At 41.3% G+C, this 19,175-nt stretch carries 16 protein-coding genes; 3 read left to right on the top strand and 13 right to left on the bottom strand.

Annotation, left to right across the window (positions count from 1 at the left end):
- Positions 1 to 150: 150 nt before the first annotated feature.
- The 4 genes from QNH28_RS09510 to QNH28_RS09495 form a co-directional block, all read right to left on the bottom strand.
- A complete protein-coding gene (locus QNH28_RS09510; protein WP_283911144.1) occupies positions 151 to 963 on the bottom strand; it encodes a MerR family transcriptional regulator in 813 nt (270 codons plus the stop codon).
- Between the two features lie 113 nt (positions 964 to 1,076).
- Complete coding sequence (locus QNH28_RS09505; protein WP_283911143.1) at positions 1,077 to 2,120, bottom strand: YeiH family protein; 1,044 nt, start codon at positions 2,118 to 2,120, stop codon at positions 1,077 to 1,079.
- Between the two features lie 224 nt (positions 2,121 to 2,344).
- Positions 2,345 to 4,249 (bottom strand): ATP-dependent DNA helicase, encoded by a 1,905-nt coding sequence (locus tag QNH28_RS09500; RefSeq protein WP_283912100.1) that lies wholly within the window; start codon positions 4,247 to 4,249, stop codon positions 2,345 to 2,347.
- Positions 4,250 to 4,415: 166 nt separating this feature from the next.
- Positions 4,416 to 5,267: an aldo/keto reductase gene (locus tag QNH28_RS09495; RefSeq protein WP_283911142.1), complete on the bottom strand. Its 852-nt coding sequence runs from the start codon at positions 5,265 to 5,267 to the stop codon at positions 4,416 to 4,418.
- Between the two features lie 196 nt (positions 5,268 to 5,463).
- Here QNH28_RS09495 and QNH28_RS09490 point away from each other — a divergent pair, with 196 nt between their 5' ends.
- The gene (locus QNH28_RS09490; protein ID WP_283911141.1) at positions 5,464 to 6,357 is read left to right on the top strand and encodes an AraC family transcriptional regulator; all 894 of its coding nucleotides are present in this window, start codon (positions 5,464 to 5,466) and stop codon (positions 6,355 to 6,357) included.
- Positions 6,358 to 6,756: 399 nt separating this feature from the next.
- Positions 6,757 to 7,509, top strand: a complete 753-nt coding sequence (locus tag QNH28_RS09485; protein ID WP_283911140.1) for an SDR family NAD(P)-dependent oxidoreductase — start codon at positions 6,757 to 6,759, stop codon at positions 7,507 to 7,509.
- Positions 7,510 to 7,727: 218 nt separating this feature from the next.
- Here QNH28_RS09485 and QNH28_RS09480 read toward each other — a convergent pair whose 3' ends face one another.
- Positions 7,728 to 9,233 carry an alpha/beta hydrolase family protein gene (locus tag QNH28_RS09480; RefSeq protein WP_283911139.1) on the bottom strand — a complete coding sequence of 502 codons (1,506 nt, stop codon included), beginning with the start codon at positions 9,231 to 9,233 and terminating at the stop codon, positions 7,728 to 7,730.
- 153 nt (positions 9,234 to 9,386) lie between these two features.
- Positions 9,387 to 9,926, bottom strand: coding sequence for a hypothetical protein (locus tag QNH28_RS09475; protein WP_283911138.1), 540 nt, complete (start codon positions 9,924 to 9,926; stop codon positions 9,387 to 9,389).
- A gap of 175 nt (positions 9,927 to 10,101) precedes the next feature.
- Here QNH28_RS09475 and QNH28_RS09470 point away from each other — a divergent pair, with 175 nt between their 5' ends.
- Positions 10,102 to 10,635: a GNAT family N-acetyltransferase gene (locus tag QNH28_RS09470; RefSeq protein ID WP_283912099.1), complete on the top strand. Its 534-nt coding sequence runs from the start codon at positions 10,102 to 10,104 to the stop codon at positions 10,633 to 10,635.
- Positions 10,636 to 10,881: 246 nt separating this feature from the next.
- Here the strand turns inward: QNH28_RS09470 and QNH28_RS09465 are convergent, their stop codons facing one another.
- The 7 genes from QNH28_RS09465 to QNH28_RS09435 all read right to left on the bottom strand — a co-directional run bounded on the left by QNH28_RS09465 (position 10,882) and on the right by QNH28_RS09435 (position 19,161).
- Positions 10,882 to 11,856 carry a phosphotransferase enzyme family protein gene (locus tag QNH28_RS09465; RefSeq protein ID WP_283911137.1) on the bottom strand — a complete coding sequence of 325 codons (975 nt, stop codon included), beginning with the start codon at positions 11,854 to 11,856 and terminating at the stop codon, positions 10,882 to 10,884.
- Positions 11,857 to 12,307: 451 nt separating this feature from the next.
- Positions 12,308 to 12,934: a type 1 glutamine amidotransferase family protein gene (locus QNH28_RS09460; RefSeq protein ID WP_283911136.1), complete on the bottom strand. Its 627-nt coding sequence runs from the start codon at positions 12,932 to 12,934 to the stop codon at positions 12,308 to 12,310.
- 109 nt (positions 12,935 to 13,043) lie between these two features.
- Positions 13,044 to 14,006: a helix-turn-helix transcriptional regulator gene (locus QNH28_RS09455; RefSeq protein ID WP_283911135.1), complete on the bottom strand. Its 963-nt coding sequence runs from the start codon at positions 14,004 to 14,006 to the stop codon at positions 13,044 to 13,046.
- 763 nt (positions 14,007 to 14,769) lie between these two features.
- Positions 14,770 to 15,726: a pectinesterase family protein gene (locus QNH28_RS09450; protein WP_283911134.1), complete on the bottom strand. Its 957-nt coding sequence runs from the start codon at positions 15,724 to 15,726 to the stop codon at positions 14,770 to 14,772.
- Between the two features lie 27 nt (positions 15,727 to 15,753).
- Positions 15,754 to 16,644 carry a dienelactone hydrolase family protein gene (locus QNH28_RS09445; RefSeq protein ID WP_283911133.1) on the bottom strand — a complete coding sequence of 297 codons (891 nt, stop codon included), beginning with the start codon at positions 16,642 to 16,644 and terminating at the stop codon, positions 15,754 to 15,756.
- A gap of 11 nt (positions 16,645 to 16,655) precedes the next feature.
- On the bottom strand, positions 16,656 to 18,017 hold the full coding sequence (locus tag QNH28_RS09440) for a glycoside hydrolase family 28 protein (RefSeq protein ID WP_283911132.1): 1,362 nt from the start codon (positions 18,015 to 18,017) through the stop codon (positions 16,656 to 16,658).
- A 22-nt stretch (positions 18,018 to 18,039) separates the two neighbouring features.
- Entirely contained in the window at positions 18,040 to 19,161 is a 1,122-nt protein-coding gene (locus QNH28_RS09435; RefSeq protein ID WP_283911131.1) for a glycoside hydrolase family 88/105 protein, read from the bottom strand.
- Positions 19,162 to 19,175 lie beyond the last annotated feature (14 nt).

The following is a 19,175-nucleotide window of genomic DNA, read 5'->3' as shown; positions in this document are numbered from 1 at the left end:
TTCACAAATTTAATGATTAATCAACAAAGTAATCTGACAGGCTATATACCGTAGTGTAAACCTTGGTGCAGCACCAAGGTCAATGTCCACTTTTTGTCCAACCTAAAAGAAAAAACACCTGCTCAAAGAGCAAATGTTTTATAAGAGACGCTATTCGATTGGAAAGTTCACTTCCAAATAAGATCTATTCTGGCCTTCGATTTTTTCGGTGAGCAATAATTTCCCGACCACATCTCCCGCTATGGCATAATGATTAGCCTGGATAAAGTCGATCATGAACTGCAAAGAGTTCTTCGTGATATATTTTTCATCTGGACATAATATGGTAGCTGAGATACAAAGACTTGGGCTAATATACTCTGCATATTCTTCGCTATCCATTTCGAATTTTCGCGCTTCTTCTTCTAGTAAAGTAAGGCCCCAGCTGTAATCAAAATTATTGTTTTCGCTGAAGAAGATTCCAATATCCTCGATTCTAAAAGAATAAAACGCATATGGAAGCAACTCCATCCAAGTGTTAACCAAGCTTTTTGCGATATCATTTTTCAATAATGCATTCTTATCCGTTTGCTTTAGTCTGTACATGCCTGACAGTTGTTTAAGCTTACACGTATATAAAGAGAATTCTAATTCCCTGAGTTCTTTATGAATTTCATTCATCTTATTTAGCAACATCGTCTTCTGCTTGATCTCTTCTTCTAAACTCAACGCTGTTTCTTGCATCCTACCCATAACTTGCTCTAGAGAAGACTCTTTCATCAGCGTTGCCACTTCGGGCAATGGAATTCCTATACTTCTGTACCATCTACTCATAAGCAAATCTCTAGCATCTAAATCATTAAAATATCTGTAATTATTGCTGTTATCTTTAGTGGGCTTAACAATATCATGTTTCTCGTATAACCTCAGCGTATCCGCAGTTACACCGAGAATGGAAGCAAATTCCCCTATGCAATATTTCAACTGATGTCCCTCCATCCATATCATGCATACCCAGCCACATGAAATGATACACAGAAGGAGCATTTTTAGCTATGAAGTAGTTCATTTCTTACGATTCTAATGTATGCAAAAGATCACGCCAGACCAAACCAGTGAACTAGGGTAAATCCAACTAAGGACAACAAGACCGAACCTATAAGCCCTGCTGCAAAAGACTTCATCCCTAGTCGTCTAAATGCCGCCAAATCAACGTTTAAACCAAGTCCAGCCATCGCCATAGCGATTAGCATATAAGCAATCGTTACAATACCATTTGCCACCGATTCAGATACGATCCCTAATGAATTCACACCACTGACGAGTAAGAAGCCTAGAATAAACCAAGGAATAGGAATGCTTTTCCATGAGGCTTTAGACTGTCCACCTTGCACTTTTCTTTCTGCATGATTGGTCCAAACCCCAATTAAGATAGCGACAGGAACAAGTAAGGCAACCCGAGTCAATTTAACGATAACCGCCATATCTACTGCTGCATTCCCACCAGCATCTGCTGCTGCGATGACGTGAGCAATTTCATGTAAGGTAGCTCCAGAGAATACCCCATAGCCTAGATCCGATAAGCCTAGTAAAGGATATAAAAAAGTGTAGAGCAACGTGAATATTGTACCTAAAATAGCAACTATAGCTGCGCCAATCGCAGTTTCGTCGTCTTTGGCTTTGATTTGTGGAGCTATCGCCACCACCGCTGCCGCACCGCAGATCGCTGTTCCGCAGGCGGTTAAGATACTGAGTCGCTTATCAACCTTGAATAGTCGGGCAAGTCCGTATACAACTGAGATCGTAAATATAATTACGATAACAGCCAGTAGAAATACCCGTGGACCTGCAGCAACAATATCCATTAAATTCAACCGCATACCGAGTAGGATAATTCCTAGACGTAGCAGCTTTTTGCTGGAAAAATCAGTGCCATGGGTGATCGTGCCCGGCACTCCGACGGTTGCCCGCCAAATAATTCCGATTAAGATGGCAATGACCAATTGGCCCATAATTGAGAGAAATGGAAAGCCTGCTAAATATTTTGCGACTAATGCAATGATTAAGGTTAATCCAATGCCAAGTACAAAACCAACTTGTTTCTTATGGTTTGATTGGTATAATCCCTGTGAATCCCCCATGTCGTATACACCCCTTGTATGAATCTCTAGATGACGGAGGTATGTATTTCCCTTCCCCCATGAATCAACAATAATACGCTATGGCTCGAAAGTTAAATACCAATATACTATCCGTAAGATTAGGAATCCTTATGCTTGAATTTACGCAAAAAAAAGCTCCTTCGAGAAGCAGCATGCCGGAGCATCCACCTCACCAAAAGAGCGATTGTGTTCCTATATTATATTTACACTTCAAACTTCTGAAGCTTAGTTCCCTTCGGTATTACAGAAGTAATATACTCATGAACGGGATGTTGTCCTTCAGCTTCCGCAAGCACTGTCACAATTCCTTGGTCCGTACCCGTTCTGATCAGACGTCCCATTCCTTGTTTAAGTCTTAGCAGCATGTAAGGCAAATCCACATCTTCAAAAGGATTGGAGGTCTCCGCACGTTTTGCCATAAATACAGGGTCGAGCGGAGGATAAGGTAGCGACCAAATGATCACATTAGATAGCGAAGGTCCTGGTATATCTAATCCTTCCCACAGCGTCACCGCACAAAGCACACTATGCTCATCCCGTTGAAAAGCTGAGATCAAATAGCTGATCTCCTGATCCCCTTCATAGAGGAAAGAATACTTGCTGGATTCTGCTCTCTGCGAGCTGAGCTGCTTGAACTGCAGAAGCTCTTCTCGAGTACGGAATAACAACAGGGCTCTTCCTTCTGTCTGCTGGATAAGCTTTAGGGAGATTTCCATTTTCTCAGCAAAATCACCACTCCGAAGCTCTGGTACATAGATATTCATCTGGTGCTCATAATCATAAGGTGAGTCTACAGAGAAAGACAGAAAGTCGTGTATTCCGAGACTGTCCTTCAAGTATTGGAAGGATTTATCCACGGATAAAGTAGCCGAAGAGAATACGATTGGCATTTTTTGCGTGAACAAGCTGTCTTGAAGTACTTCCTTAACATTACGTGGCATAACTGACAGCGTTAAGCCATCGCTATCTTCTGTCGCCCAGCAGATTAATGCACCTGAATCCTCAAACAATCTCAACGCGATCTCTATAGTCTCCAAACGTTCTTCCACAATGCGTAATTGATATTCATCAATCGTGTACAGTCCACTTTCGAATACTAATTCTTCTTCGATAGCAGCAATTACACTACGCATGCGGTGCACCTCACGGATCAGCGGCGCATTAAGCTCAATGCTTTTTCGATCCGATCCAGGAATGGTGCGGCATTGACGACGAATGTATTTGAACATTTGCTCACTTTGCATAATCGCTTCATCGATTAGGACAGCAAGCGTTTCACGAATCTCATTCTGTAGCAGACGAGAGATTAGTTCTTCAAAGACGACATGCTTCATTTTATAGCCTAACGCCTTCATGGCGGCAGATTCTAACAAATGCCCTTCATCAAATACAACTGCACAATGCTCTGGAAGTAAAGGAATTTGACCCTCTCGCTTACGCGCTTCATACGTCCAAACATGTTCCATGTAATAATCGTGGGAACAAATGATCAGGTCACTTGATTTCCGGTAATGATCACGGGACAACGTTTGTCCACAGCGATGACGCATATCACAAGTAAAACAATCCTGGAACGTATCCCAGTTGATCTTATTCCATTGTTCATCATTAAGATCTGGATAATCCCTACGGTCGCCATAGGCATGGAATTGCTGCATCGGTGCATGAGAATGTACAAAATCAGGTAAAGTACCATACAAACTCTCCAGCGGCAAGCTCCCATCATCATTGTTGCGGGCATGATCCAGCTTTTTCAGACACATATATTTATCAGGCGATTTCGCTAGTCGGGCATCGATATTCATATTCAAATGCTTCGCAAGCTTGGCAATATCACCCTCTGGCTTCACCAACTGCTCAATCAAGGACTCGTCCGCACAGGCGATAATCGCAGGTTTGCCCATATACCGTGCATAACAAATGCTATACAACAAATACACTAAAGTCTTACCCGTACCGACCCCTGCCTCGGCAAAAATCGTCTTCTTTTCAGCAAAAGCTCGCTCTACCTGAAACGCCATGTAAATCTGTTCATCACGAACTTCAAATCCTGCCTCAGGAAGAATTTCATAGAATACATCGCCGACCCATTCCCCTACTTGCTCCATAAAAGGTCTGGTCCGATCATATTCAAAAGGATACTGTGTCGCCAACAAGCCTACCTCCAATATTTGATCAGGCATAGCTCGTATGCCATGAAAAATAGAATCAACGGAAAAACTCTATTATCTCATAACATTGGAGGAATTACAAAGGCATTCATTCGGAAAAGGCTTAGATATCGAGTTTACGATTACTAATCCATTTCACCATTTCAGGATCCCTATGTGAAAAGAACAAACTCTGATTCGTATCTAACTTAGTAATTGATGCCATATCCTCTTGGCTTAATTCAAAATCAAAGATATTGAAGTTTTCGATAATTCTTTCTTTCCGAACTGACTTTGGAATCACAACGATATCTCTTTGTTTCAACCACCGTAAAACAACCTGAGCAACGGATTTATTATATTTTTCAGCTATGGACATTAATATCTCATTCTGAAACAAGTTATTTTTCCCTTCAGCAAAAGGCGCCCATGACTCGATTTGAACATTATTTTCTTTCATAAATTTCGCATTTTCGATTTGCTGGTTGAAAGGATGCGTCTCAACCTGATTTACAGCTGGGACTACTTCATTATGAAGAATTAAATCAATCAGACGATCTGGGTGAAAATTACTAACACCGATTGCACGAACCTTGCCTTCACGATACAATTCCTCCATAGCACGCCAAGAACCAAACACATCGCCAAATGGCTGATGAATTAAATACAAGTCCAAATAATCAAGCTGTAATCGGTTTAGTGATTGTTGAAATGCTTTCTTTGTGCGCTCATAACCCGTATCTTGAACCCAAAGCTTCGTAGTGATAAATAATTCCTCTCTTGCCACACCACTCCGTTTAATCGCCCTACCAACGGCTTCTTCATTTAGATAAGAGGCAGCAGTATCAATCAGGCGATAACCTGCCATAATAGCGTCATAAACGCTTTGCTCACATTCATTTGCATCTTGAATTTGATACACACCAAAACCAAGTATAGGCATTTCAACATTATTGTTTAAAACTACTTTTTGCATGATATAACCCTCCAAGTTTTCAATGATTATGTGCATATTCCCTTCCCTTAGTACATCTTTATTATCCACCAGATGACAAAGCGACCGTTATCACATTCATGCCAGATGTTTGCCTAATCCTCTCACTGTCATTTCTGTAAGGGATGAATATAGACTATAATCAGACTATTAAGGGATAAGGAAATGAGAGGATCAAATGTCTGAAATAATCACTAAACAGCAGAATGAGCTCCTAAATATTATTGATTATTACACTGAAAAAGACGGCGTTCACCAAACTGCTATTCCGTCCTTATTTTTCATGCGTGACTCGAATACGTCCATACCAAGGCATGGAGTTTACAAACCATCCTTATGTTTGGTGGTTCAAGGGGCAAAGGAGGTTTGGCTGGCACAGGAGCGATTTAAATACACACCTTCCGATTACCTCATTGCATCCGTTCACCTGCCAGTTACCGCCCAAGTCACTGAAGCCACTTCCGATGTTCCATATTTAGGGTTCAAGCTTGAATTTACACCAAGTCAAATTTTAGAGGTTTTACAGGAGTCTGAAGTTCGTGTTTATGCTAAAGAAAATCCCAAGCGTGCTATGTTTGTTAGCCAGATGGAGTCTTCTTTAATGGACGCCGTCCTCAGGTTGGCTCGTTTATTAAATCAGCCTAAAGACATTCCAGTGTTAGCTCCATTATTTACAAAAGAGATTCTTTACCGGGTGCTACAAGGGCAGAATGGGATTGCATTGGAGGATATTGTAATGGAAGGAAGCTCAACTCATCTAATCAAAGATGTTATTGAACATATCATGAATAACTATGCTAGTTCTTTTAAGATTGAGGAGCTTGCCGAAATAGCGAATATGAGTGTTTCTTCATTTCATCGGTACTTTAAAGAAGTAACTGCAATGAGCCCTATTCAGTTCCAAAAACATCTGAGACTTCAGGAAGCCCGTCGGTTATTACTAACCGAGTCAGCAGATGCCACCGATGTGGCATTTCGAGTAGGCTATGAAAGCCCTTCGCAATTTAGCCGTGAGTATTCCCGCATGTTTGGTTTTCCGCCTAAACAGGATGTAAAGCGTTTGAAAGCATAACACGTTTAGATAAAACCTAATCTTAAATAGTAACTGACCCAAATAAGGGCGAGCATAGCTAACTATAAGAAACGATAACTTAGTAAGACTAGTAGGCAGCCGGTCAACACGACAGCCAGATGCCGCAAGTTTTCAGGTCGATCAATATCTCGTCGGGTGCAATAGCGAACTTTCGTCGTTACAACACTGAGATTCTGCGGACCAAAGACTCTAATTTGTTTTATATGCCCTCCGCTAAGTAGTCCAATTATTTTGTTAGTTTAATTATATAATAACAACATAAATATAACTAACATTTTGCTATCAAATTTATTGTTTACAGTGTAAAATAGGATATAATAACGATTTTTATTCTGATAGCATTAGCAAATTAACTACTGATTACAAGGAGGACTTATTATGGTAAACGTACAAGGACGATGGGCACTTATTACGGGGGCAAGCAGAGGCGTCGGTTATGAGACAGCGATTTTCATGGCCAAGCAAGGGTGTAACCTTATTCTACATAGTCGAAACTTAGAACATACCAAGAAAGTGAAGGAAGAGGTACAAGCGCTTGGTGTTGATGCATATTGCGTACAAGCCGAGCTAGCCAATCACGAAGAAGTAGTTGCCATGCTAGATGACATTGAAGCTAAAGAAATCCCTGTCGATATTATTTTCAACAATGCAGCCGTGCAAATCGCTTACAGAAAAGATTACTGGCAAACTCCTGTGGAAGACTTCGATATGAGCTTCCGAATTAATTTCATTTCCATTGCCACGATTTGCCACCGATTGATTCCTAAAATGATTGAACGGGGCTTTGGACGTGTCATCAATACAACAAGCGGAATTAAGAATGAACCAGAGCAGGCAGGATATGCAGCAAGCAAAGCAGCTCTTGATAAATTTACGAAGGATTTGGCATCGAGGCTGGAAGGCACCAACGTTATGATTAATATTACGGATCCAGGGTGGTGCAGAACCGATCTTGGAGGCCCGAACGCACCTGGAGCAGTGGAGAGCGTTATTCCCGGAATCGCGGTAGGTGCCTTTGTGGATGACAAGAAGAGCGGACGATTCCTCCATGCGCAGAATTTTACTGGCATGACATTGGAGGAAGCCGTTGCCAAAGCGGAAACAATCGAAGCTAATCCCTATATTATATAATCTATTAATTCTAGAAGGCCAGTGAGCTCAAAAAGAAGCCAAGAGCCATTTCAAAGATGAAATCATACGCTCAATTACGAGTATCCATTGATTATCCAAACGATCTTGTATTCATTCTTCTTAGACAAAATAATAACTCCCCTTCAAGTAACGGTTATTTATTAAACCCCTATCTACTTGAAGAGGAGCTTATCAAAATCGATAGCCTGTTACGTAATTTATAATAGTGAAGTTACGAACTTCACCTCCGGAAAGCGGCTATTCGGTCCTTTCATTAAGATTCCGCCTTGATTTTTCAGATACATATCGAAGAAATCCAGCATATAGGCATTGATAACGAAGTTTGCTCTTTCGGGAGCAATCTTCCCGGTGATGCCGAGTATTTTGAATATCGGAGTAATGAACTGTACGTCGGTAAAATTCAAATGCTCCGTATTTTCGATATAGAGGACTTTTCCCCCTTCGTCGACTGTTTGGCGCATCCGTTCAAGCTCCAACTTTTTATCTTCCGTTACTTTATCCTCCCACTCTCTTGTTGAGCGCATACGGTTAAGCTCTGAATCCGTGTAGACCCGGTTATCCATCACCATTTTTAATTTTTCAAATTCGCTTTCCGAGTTGATGAACAAAAACGGCTTACGCAGACCCTCTCTGTCACGCAAACGATAAAGCCCTCCATCAAAGTCTATTCCAACCGCGATTCGCGGATCGTAAGAAGCGTCATAGGCCGTCGCTCCGCCGATGGAATGACCGAACACTCCGACATTACCGAGATCAACTCTCCCTTTTAGATGACTTGGAATCTTCCCCGATTGGATGAGCTCGAATTGGTCCAGCACAAACGCCACATCGTCGGTTAAAACTTTACCCAACTTGTCGCGATTACCTCTTTCCGTCTGGTAATCATGGTCAGGCGAGAATAAATCGTTGGTTGTGCTGGTCGTGATTCGACCATCCGGAAACTCGGTTGCAAATGTATTATAGGTGTGGTCAATCACTGCCACGATATATCCGTGACTCGCGAGATATTCAGCTTGCGCCGTGTGGAGGAACCTGGAAGAGCCGAAGCCGGGATTCGCAAGGATCAGTGGGTATGAAATCTGTGCAGAAGAGACTTCAGCCCCCGAATAAGAATGACTGGATACGTACTTTAGGTGTTGTAAAGTAAACCCGGGAAGGCCATAGTTCGTGGCCATATAACGTAAAATCTGGGTATCTGGAATAAAGGGAGCGTACTTGCCGGTGCCATCTTGAGCCGGATACCATACCTGAACCATCAATTCTCTCTTGCCTGTCGCAGTTTTGCTAAATTTTTCCTCACGGTTTTGGTCTATGAAATGAAAGATTTGCGTGCCTACCTGCAACTCGCCGGTTGGCGCCGGAAAGTCGAATACAGGAAACACATATAGGAAGCACCCCGTTGCGATTAGCCCAAACACGATAAAAAGGCGGCCCAGCACCCTACGAATTCGCGAAGCAGTCCGAGCGACTTTCCGCGTTCTAAAAACGTCTATAAGCGAAAGCATAAGCATCAGGATCGTAAATCCGTATAAAAATACAAGCTGAACCCTGTATCCTTCGATAAGTAAATGTATCACTAAAAAAATGGAGCCTGCTCCGCTTGTCAGGAGCAAAGCAGATCTTCGAATACGTTGATTTAAAATGAACAGGAGTCCAAAAAAACTAGCACTTGAAAAGAATAGCAGCATTTCAAAAAACCTCACGACCAACTCCCCCTTAAAATTAATCCTCTCAATGGATTAGTATAGAGGAGCTGTTAGGTTGATACCATTGATCTAGATGACATTTCATTGATCTAGATGACAATTACCTAACACTTTTGTAAGGTTTCGTGAAAAAAATTACTGAACATGTATTTAAGATTTGATATCATTTTGACTTAAAAATTTCATTAAATCATTACTCAGCTGCACAATCTCATTGTTAGCATTATTCGCATAATCCGGCAGCATCATATCCCTAACCATTTTAAGCATTGGTGGATCAATTGAAACACCAGCTTTTTGTATTGCCCTTAGATACGCTTTTAAAGTGACTGTTATTTTGCGTGCCGTCTTTCTGGTTCTGGCTGTTTTTTTGTCAATGATCTTATTTTCTGAATGCAAAAAGCTCAACAAGGCAATGTCTGATACGGAATGTGTGATTAGATACGACTGCATATCCTTTTTAATAACGTAGGGAAGCTTTGCTAATTTAAATAATTTTGCGAGGTTTTCTATGCGTTCTGTCACTACACCATTAATTTCTCCAAATGCAGTTGCCGCTATAATCTTTGGTAGAAATCGAGCATGCAATACTTCATCTTTAATTTGTCCACCTAAGCCAGGAAAAGCTGGTAAAAGTCTATCCCCTACGATATCCAGCCACGAAGAAAATCCAATTGAATTACTAGACATTGCGCTTGTTGGACTATCTTTTTAGGGTAAGTTTTAGTAAAATATCCTTACAATAATAAAGGAGTGTGTGCCAATGATTGTCACCCTGATTTCTCTACGGTTCAAATTTCAACTGTAAACAGGGGGCATTAATGAACACGTCCCCGTTTGCAAGATATGGGGGATTACAGTGTCAATTAACAAATCACTTTTCTCTGGGCAATTAGTTCGTTTATGCGCATCCCGCCCTGAAGATGCCACTACCTTGGCGTTATGGAGTGAAGATGCGGAATATCTAAGGAACTTGGATACTGACTTCGTCATGCCGGATTCTGTTGAATCATTCGAGAAATCGAACAACAATAGTACAAAAAGTATGGAATTTCATTTGCGAACTATCGAAAGCGATATACTTATTGGATTTGTTGCTCTGTTTAGCATCGAATGGAACAATCAATGTGGAAAAATGGCAATTGGCATTGGCGATCCAAACTTTCGGGGCAAAGGCTACGGCACTGATGCGTTGCGTTTGATTCTAAGGTATGGATTCTGTGAACTGAACTTACATCGAATCGGACTCGATGTCATCAGTTACAATAATAGTGCAATCCATGCCTATCAAAAAGTCGGTTTCCAAGTTGAAGGCACGATGCGGGAATCTGTACTAAGAGACGGGCAGAAGTATGATCGTATTCTAATGAGTATCCTGCGAAACGAATATCAGAAATAACGAAAACAAGGAGCCATCAAACTGGCTCCTTATTTCATTTGCTTTCGTAACAAGCTTTTCTTAAAATCGGTTTGAGCAATTTCGAGTCCATACATCACATTTGTGACCTAGAACCAAGCCCCTTTTCGAGGGGATATTTTATTTCACCTATAAAACTTGCCGCTACTTGTGATAAGGTTCCGCGCTGTCTGTAACGGCAAGTTTAAAGGCCATCCTTTTCTGGCTTTGTTAAAGTATCGTACCCGGTTAACACAAAAAGTCCATATCAATATAGGGAGTGTTATTTAACAAATTTCCATAGTAGAAGCGTCGGGCTTGCTCATCCCATTCGCTCCAATCAGGAGCGTTAAAATCTCTGCTTCTATAGAGCGCGGCTAAAACTCTAGCTTGCCTTAAATTAATAAATAATGGGATTTTGTTTAACCAATCTTGACTCACAGTATTTTCCTTACAATAGCCGTTTAAGAAGTTGCAATAGTAACGCTTTGCAATCTCCTTCCTTACATCTCCAGACACAACCCACGGAATAGGGATTTCATAAAATAATGGTGTAGCAATATCAGAAACAAACCAGCTATATTCCGCGTCATCATAGTCAATAATAAAGGCTTTGTCCCCATCATTAAGATAATTGCCAGGGCTGATATCCCCATGAATAAGACCGTACGTATCTTTTTCCTTGGGTAGAGCGCTAACTTCAGTAATTAAACGATCAAAGTTATCGTGTAATTCTAACGGACAATATTTCTTAAATGAGGCTAATAGGGCATTATCATTCCATTCATAGCGTGAATGTTGGGACGAATAATTAAGTGAAAACTTATGTATTTTCCCGACCATTTGACCGATATTCTCATAAAACGTATTGCTCTCCTCGGCTATTACTGCATTTCTGCCGGGTGCTTTCTCAAAAGCTGTCACAACAAAGGACTCGTCAATTATATGAATAAGATCCCCTGATAAAGACTGAATGGGCTTCACTACTTTCATTCCGCGATCGGCCAGGAACATGATAAAATCTAGTTCCGCTCTTGTTAATAATTCATTCCGATGTGTGACATGGGCAATTCTTAAAATAACTTCTCGATCTCCAACTACCCCGGAATAAACGAAATTTTGAAACCCATTTAATTCGAAAATTGAGTCTTCACGTATTCCAAAACATTGCGCGGACTGTCTCAAAATATCTTGTGTGTATAGTAGTTTAATCTTTTTATCCATATAACCTCTCACCCTTTACTTTTATGGTAACAAAAGGGGCTGATTGAAAATATACTGAATTTGATTCAAAATCAAACTCTACACAAAAAGCCACATCAGAAAGCTCGATGTGACTTACAAGTGAATCCCCATTTTTTATGCAACTTTTCAGGGGTCGGGACATAAACCATGCGGCCATGAATGTACTTCTGAATTTCTTTTAGCAACTCTTCCGGAAAGATGATATCTGCATTTACATATTTTATGATAGCTCTGCTCCTTAAATTTTTTTTTGAAAATTTAAGGGAGCAAAGACAGTCTATCTGACGGGCTCATGAGATGCCCTCAGTGCGGGGCAACGCTTGTCGTGGGACCCTTTATGCTTAACTATCGTACTCCGTTAGAATTCCTGTGGAACGAACATTTATATTGTTACTCATGTGGCATTTTGTCCATATTAATGCTGATACCTTCATTGTATTGAATTCATCAACTCATAGTAATATTTAGAATCACTAGTCTTATTCAGGCTATACCAGGCATCTAATGTTTTTGGAGAAAACACATCCAAAGCTTTCAAGATGTGTGCAGAAAATTCCAACGGAGCTATTCCAGATGCTGTGATCAGTTTTCCATCAGTTACAGCAGACTCCATTTTGTAATACTTTTCTCCTGTATAAGTGGGACAGATCATTTTAAGGTATTCCAGATCATTGCTTGTATGCCCACGTGAATTCAGCAATCCTGTCTGGGCAAGTCCCATTGTAGCACCACAAATCGCTGCAACCCATATACCTTCCCTTAAACACCTCTCAGCGATTTTTAAGAGGGGGTCGTGAATGGTTTCTGTCCATGTATCTCCACCGGGTAAAATCAATAGATCTGATCTTTCAATGCTGCACTCATCCAATTTGATGTCAGGCAGTATTTTCAATCCACCCATTGTAGTTACTGGAGTCTTATCAATTCCCACGGTAACTATTTTTGATGGGGCCAGCCCCTTTTTATAATATCTTCCCGAGTTCAGTTCGGCAGTTAAGTAGCCTATTTCCCAGTCTGCCATTGTGTCAAACACATAAAGATATACCGTATTATTCATTTGCAAGTTCTCCTTATTTTATAATTCATCAAGTGATACCAACCATCGGTAATCAATGATTATCATCATTATAAAATGACTTCACTGACATCCACTGTCAGTGAAGCTATTAAAGTTGATAATATTCCATTAACTCCGACACAACACCAACTAGTTTTTCCTTCAAACTCTGTGGTTCGATTACTTGAATGGATTTCCCGTAGGATAAGAGAAAATTAGGAACATAGGTATGAATTGATTTTTCCTCAAGTAAAAAGATTGCTTGATTTGATGTACGCTCTTTCAGATGATGCCCCAAAAACCAATGCAGGCATAAGTCATCCAACGCCTCTGAGCTACCTTCGATAATTAAAGCAATTAAACCGTCCTTGCCGACTAAATCAGGTAATAGATTTCGCAAAAAAAATTCCCGAGCCAAAAAAGCTTCGGAACGCTTAAATATGTTTTGAGTACGCTTGATTTGTAAAATCCGTTCTACCCGAAAGCTGCGAATCTCATTTCTCAGGTGGCAAAATGCAACAATATACCATTTATTGTTCCAGTAAACCATTCCATAGGGATCTATCACCCTAGTCTTGGGTTGATCATCACGGCGTGTGCGATAATCAATTTCTACAGAGAATTCGTTTGCTACAGCTTGCTCCAATTCCGCCAATACTGGCTGAATAGAAGGGTCTCCCTTACGGTTTATTACTTCAAATCCGGCTAAATGACGGCTGAGAACACCTTCCTGTTCCTGATTCGAATACATTTTCAATTTGGATGTCGCATTACCTAATGCCTCACTCAAAGGGTATCCGGCTTCTTTTGCAAAAACAGCAGCATGAAGAAGTGCTTTTTTTTCTTCAATATCAAATAGCAGAGGTGCTCTGATAAAATTATTCAGCAAGCTATACCCGCCATTATGACCAGTGTCGGATATTATTGGCACTCCACTGGCACCTAGCGCATCAATGTACCGATAGACTGTCCTTATATTTATTTCTAACTTTTCGGATATTTGTTTTGCGGTCATTTTAACGCCCGAATTCAGCATCCATAGGATTGCCAGCATATTATCGTTTTTTGGCATCACATATACCTCATCTTTTATTAGGAACGCTCTAAATATTAGCTTTGCGAATCGCCTGCATCCCTTTATTCATCAATCTTTCAGCCTTTCAATCCTCACGCAGCATTCAATGTGATTCGACTCCCATAACTTAAACAACAATCTGCAATTTTAACATTGCTGCTTTTACTCTCACAACAACAATCCCAACGAAAGGCTTGTATCCTCAATATATTAAATAATTTATACTAAGCTTTAAAGCCATAGTTAATATTTCTTTTAAACAAAATATAGAGGAGATTAGCTCATATAATGAACTAACCATCCTCTATTTATGTTACTACAATTAACTCAGTCTACAACTTTATTTGCCGAAATATTATTAGATAATCAATTTATAGGCATCAGGACCATTCATTTTATCAATAAGATATTCACTACAAACTAGCCTTCGACTCAAGGGCATTAACACTTAAAGCTAGCAAAATATTTTTTTAGTATTAAACAAAAGGTGGGGAAGAAATGCATTGGAAAAAGTATTTTATTCTATTGCTACCAACGATATTAATTGGGCTATTTTTATTTTACATTCTTCCAGCAATCCAGAGACCTGATGTTTTAATAGTTCCTATGGTATTTTGGTTGATCTATTACTTTTGGATATATATTGAAAGAAAACAAAAGAAAAAATTATAAAGAGCTCATTCATTTAAAAACGGCAGCCTAGGACCTTATCTCACTCGTCCATGACTGCCTCTCTTTTATAAACTAATCAATTACAGTATTACTTCCAAAAATCCATCCCATCAAAAACAAACGCCTTATCCAGCGCTTCTCCCCCATCCTCATAGCAATCCGCCCAGGGAACACGTTGCTTTCGTACATTAGCAGCATCCTTCACGCCATATTCCTGATAATCTACGGTTAACTCATTGGCGGCATTATTCCAGTTATCCCAGCCCAAAGGATGAATATGTGAACCCATCTGACAACCCACAAATACTGTCTTAGCGTACTCACGCCAAGGACGTCCTAGAAACACTGGAGCAATATCAGGGTCGGGTGTTAAGAAGCAATTCTTGAAAATATAACCATGTGGCTGTGCCTCGGGTGTGGAGGCAGCTGTTATATAACCTGTATTGTTCTCATAATGACGTAAACTGCGGATTTCACATTGATCAAAATAAGCCGTTGCACCGCCAAAAATAAAATCGATTGTTCCTTCTATATAGCAATGCTGATACAACTGACGATACTGGGCATGATGTTCTCTCAGCGGAACGCCTCCGAATGCCCCTCGCTCTCGTGGAGCAGGTGGCAAAGGCCCTGTGAACAACGTGTCTTGATGTCCTTTGAAGATACAATGTCTGAACACGGTTTGGTCACAATGCGCATAAACGGCTACCGCCTGACCAATAGGTTCTCCCTGCCCAGCACTATTGGTAATCACCAAGTTCTCTAAAACCAGGTGGGTGCCTCCCAGAAATAACGTTGGTGTAGCAAACGTATTGATTTCTTCACCCGCTTCATCACGCTCTTTGGCACAACGATTCATCGTTATTTCCACAAGGCCAATCCCTATAATCGTTAGATAAGAACGATAAATCCTAACAATCTCATTATAACTGCCTGACAAAATATAGAGCGTATCCGCTTGGCCCGATGGCTCGCGCTCTAGCGAATCTATCGCCTCTTGAATCGAGTGATAGTCACAAAAGGATTCTTTGCCTACTACTAGCATCGTTGGTTAAGTTCCTTTCTATGGATTTTATAGATGCTTCGTCAAAAATTGCGGCCATAAAGTCCGCATTTCCACGGTCTCCATATGCCCACCACTGGAAATGACAGGTTGCCAATGTTCTGATTTCCCTGCCGTTTGATAAGCTTCGGACAGCCCCCTATCCAAGAGTTCTACTCCTTCAATGGGACATAGCCGATCATTTCTGCCTACCAGGCTCATTCGCGGGCGGGGAACGATCCGCTTTTGAATATCGAGCGTTGTGTAATGCTTCAATAACCCGGGCACATAAGAATAGTAACCATGGTGATCTAGTCCTCTTACAGCAATTAAGGTATGCGCATCTACTTGACCACAGATATCGACAATCACCCCGACCCGTTCGTCTAATGCAGCCAGCCACCAGGCCATCAAACCACCCATGGACATGCCGATTGTTGCGATTCGAGATGCATCAATATCCTCACGCTGGCCCATATAATCTATCATACGAATATTGTCATATAGCATCATGCCCCACATAACCTGCCCCTGCCATAGCATTTCCTTCACTAACTCACTCTCAGTTTTGCCACCCCGCTCATTAAATCCCCACATGTCGATACAGCAAGCCGCATACCCCAACTCCGTTAACGCTTTAGCAAAAGAGGGCTGTTGTAAATAGGGGCTACTCCGAATAAACTCATTGCGGCCATTCGCGTAATTCCCTCCATGAGAATGATTAAAGACGACCAGCGGAAACGGCCCTTCCTTATCCAAAGGGATTGCTACATAAGCAGGCACCTGTTCAATCCCATTAAGATCCAGTAAAAGGGATTCCAGACTATATCCGTCCCGGTCCTCTTGGTTCATCACAGTTACGGCAATCGGCTTATCCGTCGGAAGATCGCCTAACAGTTCCTTCAGTTTATCAGGCTCCATGGTTCCCTCCCTTACGGACACACATTCTGTTCTGTGGGCGAAATTGTAACTTGTTCTACTAGTTTTTCTGGCTTGCTCGTGTTCTTCGAATGACAATTCATGATCTCTATGGCTTCGCCATTTTCAATATAAAAAGCAGGCCCTTCATGATTCTCGATGGTCACCTGATGAAATTGTACATCCCTTGCGTTGCCCAGAAAAAATCCGCGATTGTTCATGTTCTCGATCCCTGTCATCATATCCGGATGCCCGGGAACTGCATTGCGTGCCATGGAGATATCTATATTTGTAAAAGTAATCTCCGAAACATACTGCTCCGCAAGTCCATATAAGAATCCCGCAGATGCATGAACATCACGTGCGGTAATATTGGCGAAATGAATTCGTCTAAAAGATGGCGTTTCATCTGTTATCGGATAAGGATTTTTGTCCCACACATACTTCTCTTTCCCACGTGGTCCACAGAAATAGTATAGATTTAGTGTGAACGGACAAATGATGTCTTCCATTACAATATTACTGATCCGAATATCTTCAATCGTCCCTCCGCGTCCACGTCTTGATTTCATGCGTATGCCACGATCGGTTTGTTTAAAGACACAGTTACTAATGGTTACATTACGAATATCTCCGCTCATTTCACTTCCGAGTACAACTCCCCCATGCCCATGAACCATGGTACAATTGGTGATCGTGATATTCTCGCATGGAATGCGCTCTTTCGTATCTTCAGTTCCCGCTTTGATAGCAATACAGTCATCACCTACATCAATATTACAGTTACTAATCCGAACATTCGTACAAGATTCTGGATTAATACCATCTGTGTTCGGAGAATCAGCCGGGTTCAAAATAGACAGATTATCGATCGTCACATTGTAGCAGCCCACAGGATTAACGGTCCAGCTTGGAGAATTCACTAGCGAGACATCCTTAATCGTTACCCGCTGACAGCTATCAAATCCAATCAAAGTTGGACGGGGATATTCGAGCTCTTCAGGGCGGTTCCGAAATATATCCCACCATGCTTTGCCATTACCATTAATAGTTCCGCTTCCGGTAATCGATACATTGACTAAACCTTTGCCATGAATACAAGGCGTATGAACCTGCTGCTTCACTCCTTCCCATCTGCATTCCACCGCAGGATAATTCACCGGATTCGTACTGAATGAAAGAATCGCTCCTGGATTTAAATTTAATTCAATATTGCTTTTCATAACAATCGCACCCGTATAGAAAGTACCTGCTGGCACATAAACGGTTCCTCCACCAGCCTCACTTGCCGCTTCAATCGCACGCACAATCGCCTCTGTCGCTAACATCCCGCTATTCTTTAGCGCCCCAAAATCCTCAATATTATATACGGACATTTTATAGCACTCCTATTCTATATCAGATCCAGCCTCTTAATTGTTCGTACTCCACACAGGCTTGCAAGAAAGCACCGACACCCTTTTGGTCGTTAGTAACAATAGGCTCACTAATGTAATAAGCGAACGTGCCGTCGCGTTGATCTGCTCCACCTAACCCTGCTACTTGGCAATTCTTATTTAGATTGACCCATCCTTCTTTGGTCTCAAGAACAAACTCTGAGATAAGTCCTTGGAAGGCGAGATCTAACGGTTCGTACCAACTAGCCTTTAATACGCCTAATCGAATACCTTTTGCCATAGCATACACAATCATGCTAGAAGCGGAAGCCTCTAAGTAATTCCCTTTGCGTTGCCCCAGATTCACTACTTGATACCAGACGCCAGATTCAGGATCCTGATATTTCTTCACAGCTGATAAAGTATCGTTTAGAATACGCACCAGCTCTGAATAATCGGAATGCTCACTCGGCAATAACTCTAGAACATCTACTAAAGCCATAAGATACCAGCCAAGTGAACGCGCCCAAAAGTTTGGAGAGCATCCTGTCTCGCGGTCACACCAAGGTTGAAGACGCTGTTCATCCCATGCATGATATAACAGACCTGTTTCCGAATCCTTCGTATGCTTCTCACACAAGATAAATTGTTTCGTAACATCTTCAAGCCCCTGCCCTTCTTCAAAAGCTAGCAAGTAGGCTAAATAGAAAGACGCGCCCATATAAAGACCATCTAACCAGATTTGATAGGGATAAATATTTTTATGCCAAAAAGCACCTTCCGAGGTTCGCGGATGTGTCTCTAGCTGCTTTCTAAATAAGGTAGCCGCTTGTTTATATTTTTCCTGCTTGGTTTCTTTGTATAGCGTAAATAATAATTTCCCGTTATTGATGTGATCGATATTGTACTCTTCCAAATGGTAGCCCTTAACGCTACCATCTTCCTGAATAAAGTAATCCATCTGATCTTGAATGAATTGCAGATACTTCGCATCCCCGGTTTGCTTCCACAGCCATTCAAATCCATTCAATACGACACCATAGTCATAGGTCCAGCTTCCGTTGTAGCCTTTATCTTCATAGAGCTTTGGTGTCCTCGCCATGATAGAATCTGCTGTACGGATTGCCCAATGTGATCTCTTCATCCCAACCTCCTGTA

Source organism: Paenibacillus sp. G2S3, from assembly GCF_030123105.1.
GTDB lineage: Bacteria > Bacillota > Bacilli > Paenibacillales > Paenibacillaceae > Paenibacillus_AQ.
Note: the sequence above shows the minus strand (reverse complement) of the source record. Positions and strands in the feature narration are given on the sequence as shown.